Origin of the sequence: Alcanivorax sp., assembly GCF_019431375.1 — a bacterium.
GTDB classification, from domain to species: Bacteria; Pseudomonadota; Gammaproteobacteria; order Pseudomonadales; family Alcanivoracaceae; genus Alcanivorax; species Alcanivorax jadensis_A.
On the sequence record NZ_CP080267.1, the window covers coordinates 3392807 to 3402500 of the forward strand.

Here is a 9694-nt window from a genome sequence, read left to right on the forward strand (position 1 = left end):
TTGCGGGGGATTTTGCGTACCTGCGGGCCGGTATGTTGTGCGACGGATCCCATTCCTGGCTATCTGAACGAGCGTGCCGCGTTATTTGGCCTCAGGCGGGGCTGAACAGGGCAGCCAGTCGGCGCGCCGCCTGTTCTATCTGCTCGGGTGACTGGTGGGAAAAAAGGGCGTGGATCACGGCCAGGGCGTCGGCCCCCTGCGCCAGTAGCTGGCAACCATTGTCGGCATCAACCCCGCCGATGGCGACCAGAGGAATCGTCAGCCGTTGACGGGCCTGGTCGAGGATGAGCGGATCAGCAGGCGGTGCCTGTGGCTTGGTACGGGAAGGGAAGAAGCGGCCGAAGGCCACATAGTCAGCGCCAGCGTCTGCGGCCTGTTCTGCCAGGATCAGGTTGCTGTGACAGGTAACCCCGATGATTTTGTCGGGGCCAAGTAGCTGCCGGGCCCGGGCGATGCCGCCGTCGCTCTGGCCGATGTGGACGCCGTCGGCATCAATGTCTGCGGCCAGGGTTGGGTCATCGTTGACCAGGAAGAGGGCGCCGTGTTTTCGACACAGGGCCTGAAGCTGGCTGGCGCGCTGACGGCGTTGTGCGGAGCTGGCGGTTTTGTCCCGATATTGCAGCAGGTGGGCGCCACCGCGCAGGGCGGCCTCCGCCGCCGGCAGTAGCCGCCGGTCGGGGATCAGGGTCGGATCGGTGATGGCGTACAAGCCGTGAATGCGAGGGTCTGTCATCGCCGGTCGGGGACGTGCTGGCCCTGGCCCGGGCGGAAGGCGTTACGCAGGAAGCGATCCACATGGGCCTGGCCGTCTGCCACCGCATTGGCAAGGGATTCCCCGTGGCCGCGCAGGCAGGCAATGGACGACGCCAGGGTGCAGCCGGAGCCATGATAGCTGTGAGGCAGACGCTCCCAGCTCCACTGTTGCTCGCCGTCGGCGCTGAACAGATGGTTGGTGACCTGGTCGGTGTCGTCGTGGGTGCCGGTGATCAGGGCGGCGCGGCCGGTGCGTTCAACCAGCTCGGTACCGCAGTCGGCCACGGATTGGCGGCCGGTGAGTGCCTGGGCTTCGGGCAGGTTGGGGGTCATCACGTCGCAAAAGGGCGCCAGCTTTTCCAGCATGGCGTCCGCCAGGGATTCGCTGGCCAGGCTGCCGCCGGCTTCGGCGGCCAACACCGGGTCCAGTATCACAGGCACGCCGGACAATTGCGGCAACAGCTCGGCGATAAAGTCGATGATGGCCACGGAACCGGTCATGCCGATTTTCACCGCCTGGAACTGGTAATCCTCCAACAGGGCGGTGGCCTGTTGGCGTAGCAGATTCACGTCGGTGAGGCGGAAGCCGCGCACGTTCTGGCTGTTCTGCACGGTCAACCCGGTGATCAGGGTGGAGGCAAAGCCGCCCAGGGCGCGAATGGCTTCAATGTCCGCATGGATGCCGGCGCCCCCGGAAGGATCATGGCCAGCGATGACGAGAATATTGGGTTTCATAAAAGAATGCCTGCCGCTGTACTCCTGACGTGCGGACGGCCTTTCCGTCCGGCGTCAGGGCTTAAGCGTTTTTCAGAATGGTCTCACTACCGCCAATATAACAATGGCCACCAGCAGAAACACGGGGATCTCGTTGAAGATACGGTAAAACTTGTCGCTCTTGGTGTTGGCGTCGGCGGCGAATTTTTTCAGGTAGGCCAGGCAGACGTGGTGATAGCCGATAAGCAGGAACACCAGAGTCAGTTTTGCATGCATCCAGCCGAAGCCTTTGTAGGCGTCCCAGTTGGCCGTCAGCATCCACAGGCCCAGCAGCACGGTGACAATCATGCTGGGGTTCATGATGCCCCGATACAGTTTGCGCTCCATGACCTTGAAGCGTTCCCGGCTGACCGTGTCTTCCGCCATGGCGTGATAAACGAACAGGCGCGGCAGGTAAAAAATGGCGGCAAACCAGCAGATCATGGCGATCAGGTGGAACGCTTTGATCCAGAGCAGGTGGTCAAGGGCGAACTGCATCATGATGTGGCAAGTCTCCGGGGTGTTGTGAGTGGAGGGATTGGAAGTCAGGGCGTAGACTATACCGACTTCCTGCCATTGTTTCGTCAACCTGCACTGATTGCCAAGGAGTCCCGTGAATAAGCGGCCACGTCACCGTCGTCTGATGCGTTACTACCTGTTTCGCACTCGCCGCGTGAGTCGTCGTCAGCTGGGGTCCTGGGAGGACTGGAAGCTGCGCGCGGTGTTCTGGATCGGCGCTGTGCTGGTGGGGCTGTTGGTGGTGGCGTTCGCCTGGGTGGCGGAGTTGGCGTCGCACACCTTCATTCAGATACACGAGCAATCACCGCTGTTGCCGGTGCTGATCACGCCGCTGGGTATGCTGATCATTGTCTGGCTGATGCGGCAGCTGGGCACCGAGTCCCAGGGCAGTGGTATTCCCCAGGTGCTGGTAGTACTCAAGCAACGTTACCACTGGCTGCGGCCCACCTTTCTTTCTTTGCGAGTCATCTTCGGCAAGTTCATCCTGACCTGCCTGGGGTTGCTGTGCGGTGCCAGTATCGGCCGAGAGGGGCCCAGTGTGCATATGGGCGCGGCGATGATGTATTCAGTGGGCCGTCTGGGGCGTCTGAATCAGAAATATGTGGATAATTCCCTGATCGTGGCCGGAGGGGCTGCCGGGGTGTCGGCGGCGTTCAATGCGCCGCTGGCCGGGATTGTATTCGCCATTGAAGAGCTGTCGGGCTCCTTCGAGCAGCGCACCAGCGGGACCCTTATTCTGGCGATTATCCTGTCCGGGGTAGTGGTGCTGATGATCATGGGGCACTACAGTTTTTTCGGTCACCCGGTGGGGGGGCTGGATATTACCCGGGACTGGGCGGCCATTGGTGTCACTGGTCTGGTGTGTGGTCTGTTCGGTGGCTTGTTCAGTCGCCTGCTGATCAAGGGTAGCCAGTTTCTTTCCCCCCATGCCCGGGCGCATCCCTATCGGGTGGTGCTGATGTGTGCGCTGGTGCTGGTGTTGCTGGGGCTGCTTACCGGGGGCGCCACCTATGGCAGTGGCTATGAACAGGCCAGCACCCTGCTGGACGGGGAGCATCCCGGGAACTGGAGTTTTGCCCTGGCCAAGATGTCCGCCACGCTGGTCTCGTATTTCACCGGCATCCCCGGAGGCTTGTTCTCGCCTAGCCTGGCGGCGGGGGCCGGATTCGGTAATGTGATCGGTGGCTTTTTCCCGGAGTCTTCACTGGTCGGGATTACCCTGGTGGCCATGGCTGCTTTCCTGGCTGGCGTAATCCAGCGCCCCATTACCTCTTTCGTGATCGTCATGGAACTGACCGGTAACCGCCACGACATCCTGCTGCCGCTGATGGCCGGGGCTTTCCTGGCAACGGCGGTGGCCAAGCTCGTCTGGACCCGCCCGCTTTATGATTCCCTGGCCGAGCGGCTGGCGGACGGGCGCGGCATGGCCCTGGAGAAACCCCGGGAAAAGGGTGATGAGGGGGGCACGGAGCCGGCTGCAGGCAAGGAATCCGAACGGCAATTGCCCGGATAAGTTGCCGGCCCATGGTGGCGCCCCTATCATGCGGGGTCATTTGTGAACCTGGAGCTACGGCTTCAGGGTGGATGCATGGCGCAAGAATTTGTTGGCACAGGGGAGTTTCTGAAGAGGTGTCGTATCAGGGAATCTGATCGACTGAAGACTTTCTTTGGGAAACAACAGTCCCTGTGGCGGCAAAGCCTGTGTCAGGCGCCGCGATGAAGTCGTGGCATTTAGGTTAATGCAGTTCCCTGGTTAGCAGGGTGGAGAATGATATGGCAGAGCCCCTGAAGGTTGGCGTAGTTGGTGGCACCGGATACACCGGGGTGGAATTGTTGCGCCTGCTGGTCAACCACCCCCATGTGGCTTTGGATGTGATTACCTCCCGGGGCGAGGCGGGTATTGCTGTGGCAGACCTGTTTCCTTCCCTGCGCGGGCGTACCGATCTGGTCTTCAGCGAGCCGGACGTGAAACGGCTGGCCGCCTGTGATGTGGTGTTTTTTGCTACTCCCCACAATGTGGCTATGCGCATGATGCCCGAGCTGATGGATGCTGGTGTGCGGGTGGTGGATCTGTCTGCGGATTTCCGGCTCCGTGACCATGAGTTGTGGAGCGACTGGTACGGTGAGCCCCATGCCTGCCCGGAGTTGCTGGCGGACGCCGTCTACGGGTTGCCGGAAGTGAACCGGGAAAAGCTGCGTGATGCGCGGCTGGTAGCCTGTGCCGGCTGTTATCCCACGGCCATCCAGCTGGGGTACCTGCCATTGCTGGAAAACGGCTGGATCCATCCGGACCAGCTGATTGCCAACGCGGCCAGTGGTGCCAGCGGTGCCGGCAAGGGGGCCAAGGTGCCCATGCTGTTGGCGGAGGCCGGCGAGAGCTACAAGGCCTATGGCGCCAGCGGCCATCGCCACCTGCCGGAAATCGAGCAGGGCCTGGGGGATATTGCCGGTGGGCCGGTAAAGGCCACCTTTGTGCCGCATCTGATTCCCATGATTCGCGGTATTCACGCTACCCTCTATGGTCAGCTGACCCCGCAATCTCCGTCCCTGGAAGAGATCCAGGCAGCCTATGAAGCCCGTTATGCCAACGAGCCCTTCGTGGACGTGATGCCCCTGGGCAGCCACCCAGAGACCCGTTTCGTAAAAGGCGCCAACACCTGCCGGATTGCCTTGCACCAACCACGGGGTGAGAACGTAATTGTGGTACTGTCGGTGATCGATAACCTGGTCAAGGGGGCCTCCGGGCAGGCGGTGCAGGCGATGAATATCATGTTTGGGCTGGACGAAGGGGCGGGGCTGGCAGTCGTTCCGTTGATGCCCTGATATGGCACGCAAACCGAAAAGCCGGGCGGGCATTGATGATGTGATGCTGATGCCGGTGAGTCCTTCCCGGCAGAAAAAGCGCCGCCGGCTTTGGATAGTGAGCTTGCTGATATTCGCCGTGCTGCTGTTTGCCGGCGGTTTCTGGACCGGCAGCAGTGGTGCCCTGGATACGTCCGCGGCCAATCAACGCCTGCGCAGCGACCTGAAGACCGCCAAGCGAGAGCTGGAAGCGGCCCGTAACGAGCTTGCCCTGTATCGCACCGATACCGAAGTGACCCGGGAGGCCCGGGAGACCCTGCGCCAGGAGATCAAGTCCCTGCGCGATCAGGCTGCTGAGCTGGAAGAAGCGGTGGTGTTTTACAAGAGCGTGATGGCGCCGGGTGCCAGCGAGGGGCTGCAGATTGAAAAAATGGTGCTCCAGCCCGAGGATGAAAGCGGCGTTTACCGCTACCGGTTGGTACTGGTGCAGGCAGGGGATAACCGCAATTATCTGTCCGGGGACATCAGTTTGACCCTGCGTGGCAGCCGCGATGGGGAGCCCTTTTCCCTGAGTGGAACCGATTGGCTGGAAGATGGCAGTGAGACGCGCTTCCGGTTTCGTTACTTCCAGGAGCTGAATGGCCGCTTTCAGGTGCCGGAAGGGGTGGAGCTGGACGCCATAGATGTAGAAGCTGAGAGCGGCGGCAGAAACCGTTACCAGACACAAAAAACCGTAAAATGGCAGTAGGAGAGACCCGTGCTTGGCCGAGACAAGAAATCCGCAACAAGCAGTACATCCGGTTCGTCCCAGGATTACCGTAACCACACCCTGATTGCGCCCAGTGCCACGGTCCGAGGTGATATTGAATTCACCGGCGGGTTGCATGTTCAGGGTACCGTGGAAGGCAATATCAATGTGGGCAAGGATGGTGGCCGTCTGATCATCGGCGAAAGCGGTGTGGTCAAAGGGGAAATTCAGGTACCCCAAGTCATCATCAATGGCCGTGTGGAAGGGGATGTGCACGCCACTGAGAATCTGGAGTTGGCCGAAAAGGCCTCCGTGGAAGGCAATGTCTATTACCTGATGATCGAGATGGTCATGGGCGCGCGGGTCAATGGCAAGCTGGTCCGCCTGGACGATGAACGCCGTAACCTGCCGGCACCGGATGCCTCCGGCAAGAACGCCGGCAAGGCTTCTGGCAAGGAAGCGGTGGCCGAATAATTCTTGACTGTTTTAGTCGGGTACTGGAACATAATCAGCCCGTTGGCCTTCCCGGCCACGGGCCAATCCGTCACCCGTTGCAAGCGAGAGTATGACCGAAAACGCCCCGATCTCATTCACCGATGCCGCCGCCGCCAAGGTCAAGGAACTGCGTGACGACGAAGGCAATCCGCAACTCAAACTACGCGTGTATATCACGGGCGGTGGCTGTGCCGGGTTTTCCTACGGCTTCACCTTTGACGAAGCGGTCAACGATGACGACACCATTGTTGAAAAGGATGGTGTGACCCTGCTGGTCGATGCCATGAGCATCCAGTATCTGGACGGTTCCCAGGTGGATTACGAAAAGGGGTTGATGGGCTCACGCTTTGTGGTCAGCAACCCTAACGCTGCCACCACCTGTGGTTGTGGTTCTTCTTTCTCAGTCTGAACCTGCTCGCGTCAACGTTTCTATCCTGTGGACATGATGCCCGCGAAACTCCCTCCGCACAGGTGTGGTGGGGTGGGTGTTCATATGGCAAGAGCTCCTGACTGTCACAAAACCTTCACCGTTTGATCAACTTATCGTCGTTTTTGCGGGTGACACTAGCCCCATGATGACGACAAAACCTACATTTCAACGAATGACTGCCGCGGATACCCGGGCCATGTGCTGGTTGCTTCAACAGCCCCAGGCTGCCCGTCGTGCCCGTATGGCCCGCATGGTATCGCGGCTCGGTGATGGCCCCTTCTATGTGGCCCTGACGCTGCTGATCTGGTGGATGGATCGCCAGGGGGGCAGTGAATTCGCACTCACCGCCATGGCGGCTTATGCTCTGGAGGTGCCGCTGTTTGTGCTGCTTAAGCATATGATCAAGCGGCCACGGCCGGCGGATGCCTTGGAAAGCCTGTCCGCCTTTATCCAGCCGGCGGACCGTTTCAGTTTTCCCTCCGGCCACACTGCCGCTGCCTTTGTCATGGCATCCCTGCTCTGCGTGTTTTACCCGCCGGTGATGTTGCTGGCCCTGGGGCTGGCGGTAATGGTGGGGCTGTCCCGGGTGCTGCTGGGTGTGCACTACCCCAGCGATATCCTCGCTGGCGCCACGCTGGGCGTCAGCTGTGCCATGCTGGCGCTCTGGCTGGTTTAGCCCTCCTCCTCGACGATCCTCTCCCGCCCTGGCCATACGGCCGCACTTTTTCTAAACCCCCGTAGGAGCGGCGCTTGAGCCGCGAATTTACTTGCGATAAAGGGCGAATGGTTCGCGGCTCAAGCGCCACTCCTACGGGGGTAGCGAGGTAATGAAGAGGTTGCTCGTCGCCTTTCAGGGCAAGGTGACCTGGCCCAGAATCGCTTCTCTGGACGCCCCGGTGACCGCCGGTGCATTCCCGCACTGTCCTTCCAGCCGTGCCCATGCCAGCCAGGCGAAGGCGGCGGCTTCCACCCAATCCGGGTGCAGGCCTTCGCTTTCCGTGCTGGTTACCGGGACGCCTAGATGATGCTGCAGCCGTGCCAGCAGGTGTCGATTATGAGCGCCGCCGCCGCAGACCAGCAGTTGTTGCGGGGCGAAATCCGCCAGCGCGTCGCTGATGCTTCGAGCGGTCAGTTCGGCCAGAGTGGCCTGAACCTGCTGGGCGTCATAGTGATCGGGCAGCCGTTGGTTCAGCCAGTCCCCGTGGAAAAGTTCGCGACCGGTGCTCTTGGGGGGCGGCAGCCGGAAGTAGGGATCATCCAGCAGTTGCTCCAGCAGTGTGCTATCCGGCGTGCCACCGGCGGCCCAGTCACCATTGCGATCGAAGGGTTGCTGGCGGTACTGCCGGATCCACAGGTCCATCAACACATTGCCCGGGCCGGTATCGAAACCGCCCTGCAGTTTGTCGCCGTCCAGCAGGGTCACGTTGGCCATGCCGCCGATGTTGGCAATGGCGCGGCGCTGGCCGGGGCGGGCAAACAGTTGCTGGTGGAAAGGTGGCACCAGGGGCGCGCCTTGGCCACCCAGTGCCATATCCTTGTTGCGGAAGTTGCTGACCACAGGGATGCCGGTTTCCACGGCCAGGGTGTCCGGGCAGCCCAGTTGCAGGCTGAAGCCGCTTTCACCGGGCCGGTGGCGCACGGTCTGTCCGTGGCAGCCAATGGCGCGTATCTGCCGGGGTGCCAGCCCAGTTTGCTGCAGCAGTGTCTGGCAGGTCTGTGCATAGCAAAGGGCCAGTTGCCGACTGACGGTCCCGGCCCGGTCTATCTCGTTGTCGCCGGGCTGGCACAGATCCAGCACAGATTGCTGCAGAGTCCCGGGCAGGGGCTCATTGAGAGTGGCCTGCAGGGAGAAATGCCCGTCACCGATCCGGGTCAACACCGCGTCGATGCCATCCACGCTGGTGCCGGTCATCAGACCAATCAGGTAATCGCTGTGGATGTCAGAGGACATCGCTGCTGGCCAGGGTTGAGGCCTCGGCGAACAGGGTCATCTGAGCCTTGAGGCGATTGGCGGCAATCAGGAACTCCGAGCGCTCATTGTCGTTGATGCCCCGCGCCTTGGGCAGTGGCACGGTCAAAGGATTGCGGTGAGCGCCATTGATGCGGAATTCGTAATGGAGATGCGGCCCGGTGGCGAGTCCGGAGGCGCCCACATAGCCAATGGTCTGGCTCTGTTTGACCCGTTTGCCTACGCGGATGCCCTTGGCGAAGCCGCGCATGTGTGCGTAGAGGGTGGTGTAGATCTGGCCGTGTTTGAGAATGATCACATTGCCGTAGCCGCCCTTTACCCCGGCAAAAATCACCTTGCCGTCACCGGCGGCCTTGATTGGGGTGCCGGACGGGGCTGCATAGTCGATGCCTTTGTGGGCACGAATACGGTTGAGAACAGGGTGTTTGCGGCTCAAGTTGAAGCGTGAGCTGATTCGGGAGAAGGCCACCGGGGTGCGGATGAATTCCTTGCGCATGGAGTCCCCCTTGATATCCAGGTATTCCACATCGCCGGAGCGGGTTTCGTAGCGAAAGGCGGTCAGGTGGCGGTCCTGATTCCAGAACTCGGCCATCAGGATGTCTCCCTCACCCACTTTCTCGCCGTCCAGGTAGAGCTCTTCATAGATAATGCGGAAACGGTCGCCGCGGCGGATATCGAGTACGAAGTCCACGTCCCAGGCGAACAGATTGGCCAGTTGCATGGTGAGTTTGTCGCTGATTCCCGCCGCGGCGCCGGCCAGGAACAGGGAGTCGGTGATGTCGGCTTCGGCGAAGCGTGTCTGTTTCTGGTATTCCCGCTGGCTAAGGCGGGTTTCCCAGCCACCGCCCCTCAGTCGGGCGGTGAGGGTTTCCACCTTTGAGGGGTGGTATTGCACCTGGGTCAGTCTGTCGTCTTCCACAATGACTTCCAGGGTTTCGCCGGGGCGGATCTTGGTCAGCCGTTTGAGCTTGTCATCGCTGTTGATCAAGGCAAATACCTGGCCTGCTCCCACTCCCAGCGGCTGTAGAAGCGACGACAGGCTGTCACCGGATTCTACGGTGAGGGTTTGCCATTGGGGAGCTTCAGGGGCTTGCGGTTGCGGTTCGGGTTTGCGCGCTGGCTTGGCGGGCAGGTTAATGGTTTTGGCCTGTTGGCGGGGCTGTTCCGTGGGGCTGTCTGGACGAAGAGCGATAAGGATGACGCCGCCCAGCAAGGCCATGCTCAG

At 61.1% G+C, this 9694-nt stretch carries 11 protein-coding genes (1 of these 11 only partly in view); 6 read left to right on the forward strand and 5 right to left on the reverse strand.

The features are described 5' to 3' along the window. Positions 1 to 91: 91 nt before the first annotated feature. From thiE to hemJ, 3 genes are all read right to left on the reverse strand, one after another. Positions 92 to 733, reverse strand: a complete 642-nt coding sequence (gene thiE, locus KZ772_RS15875) for a thiamine phosphate synthase (RefSeq protein WP_290537468.1) — start codon at positions 731 to 733, stop codon at positions 92 to 94. After that, positions 730 to 1488, reverse strand: coding sequence for a hydroxymethylpyrimidine/phosphomethylpyrimidine kinase (locus KZ772_RS15880; protein ID WP_290537469.1), 759 nt, complete (start codon positions 1486 to 1488; stop codon positions 730 to 732). The genes thiE and KZ772_RS15880 overlap by 4 nt, the downstream gene beginning before the upstream one ends. 72 nt (positions 1489 to 1560) lie before the next feature. After that, positions 1561 to 2004 (reverse strand): protoporphyrinogen oxidase HemJ, encoded by a 444-nt coding sequence (hemJ, locus tag KZ772_RS15885; RefSeq protein ID WP_290539493.1) that lies wholly within the window; start codon positions 2002 to 2004, stop codon positions 1561 to 1563. Positions 2005 to 2119: 115 nt separating this feature from the next. Here hemJ and KZ772_RS15890 point away from each other — a divergent pair, with 115 nt between their 5' ends. The 6 genes from KZ772_RS15890 to KZ772_RS15915 all read left to right on the forward strand — a co-directional run bounded on the left by KZ772_RS15890 (position 2120) and on the right by KZ772_RS15915 (position 7176). Then, complete coding sequence (locus KZ772_RS15890; RefSeq protein ID WP_290537470.1) at positions 2120 to 3538, forward strand: chloride channel protein; 1419 nt, start codon at positions 2120 to 2122, stop codon at positions 3536 to 3538. Positions 3539 to 3798: 260 nt separating this feature from the next. Next, positions 3799 to 4848, forward strand: coding sequence for an N-acetyl-gamma-glutamyl-phosphate reductase (gene argC, locus KZ772_RS15895; RefSeq protein ID WP_290537471.1), 1050 nt, complete (start codon positions 3799 to 3801; stop codon positions 4846 to 4848). Between the two features lies 1 nt (position 4849). Further along, the gene (locus tag KZ772_RS15900; RefSeq protein WP_290537472.1) at positions 4850 to 5575 is read left to right on the forward strand and encodes a DUF6776 family protein; all 726 of its coding nucleotides are present in this window, start codon (positions 4850 to 4852) and stop codon (positions 5573 to 5575) included. A 9-nt stretch (positions 5576 to 5584) separates the two neighbouring features. After that, positions 5585 to 6049: a polymer-forming cytoskeletal protein gene (locus KZ772_RS15905; protein WP_290537473.1), complete on the forward strand. Its 465-nt coding sequence runs from the start codon at positions 5585 to 5587 to the stop codon at positions 6047 to 6049. A 91-nt stretch (positions 6050 to 6140) separates the two neighbouring features. Continuing rightward, positions 6141 to 6479, forward strand: coding sequence for an iron-sulfur cluster insertion protein ErpA (erpA, locus tag KZ772_RS15910; protein ID WP_062817040.1), 339 nt, complete (start codon positions 6141 to 6143; stop codon positions 6477 to 6479). A gap of 163 nt (positions 6480 to 6642) precedes the next feature. Next, a complete protein-coding gene (locus tag KZ772_RS15915; protein ID WP_290537474.1) occupies positions 6643 to 7176 on the forward strand; it encodes a phosphatase PAP2 family protein in 534 nt (177 codons plus the stop codon). A gap of 174 nt (positions 7177 to 7350) precedes the next feature. Here KZ772_RS15915 and KZ772_RS15920 read toward each other — a convergent pair whose 3' ends face one another. Both KZ772_RS15920 and KZ772_RS15925 read right to left on the reverse strand, forming a co-directional pair. Continuing rightward, positions 7351 to 8451 (reverse strand): anhydro-N-acetylmuramic acid kinase, encoded by a 1101-nt coding sequence (locus KZ772_RS15920; RefSeq protein ID WP_290537475.1) that lies wholly within the window; start codon positions 8449 to 8451, stop codon positions 7351 to 7353. Beyond that, positions 8441 to 9694: the 3' portion of a peptidoglycan DD-metalloendopeptidase family protein gene (locus KZ772_RS15925; RefSeq protein ID WP_290537476.1), read on the reverse strand. 63 nt of this gene lie beyond the right edge of the window; the window shows 1254 of its 1317 coding nt (coding positions 64-1317); the start codon falls outside the window, past its right edge; the stop codon is at positions 8441 to 8443. Before KZ772_RS15925 ends, KZ772_RS15920 begins: the two co-directional genes overlap by 11 nt.

Excerpts from the sequence above, each read along its gene's own strand:
- KZ772_RS15880 (WP_290537469.1), bottom strand. The coding sequence starts at position 1,488 with ATGAAACCCAATATTCTCGTCATCGCTGGCCATGATCCTTCCGGGGGC.
- KZ772_RS15900 (WP_290537472.1), top strand. The coding sequence starts at position 4,850 with ATGGCACGCAAACCGAAAAGCCGGGCGGGCATTGATGATGTGATGCTG.
- thiE (WP_290537468.1), bottom strand. The coding sequence starts at position 733 with ATGACAGACCCTCGCATTCACGGCTTGTACGCCATCACCGATCCGACC.
- argC (WP_290537471.1), top strand. The coding sequence starts at position 3,799 with ATGGCAGAGCCCCTGAAGGTTGGCGTAGTTGGTGGCACCGGATACACC.
- KZ772_RS15915 (WP_290537474.1), top strand. The coding sequence starts at position 6,643 with ATGATGACGACAAAACCTACATTTCAACGAATGACTGCCGCGGATACC.
- hemJ (WP_290539493.1), bottom strand. The coding sequence starts at position 2,004 with ATGCAGTTCGCCCTTGACCACCTGCTCTGGATCAAAGCGTTCCACCTG.
- KZ772_RS15920 (WP_290537475.1), bottom strand. The coding sequence starts at position 8,451 with ATGTCCTCTGACATCCACAGCGATTACCTGATTGGTCTGATGACCGGC.
- erpA (WP_062817040.1), top strand. The coding sequence starts at position 6,141 with ATGACCGAAAACGCCCCGATCTCATTCACCGATGCCGCCGCCGCCAAG.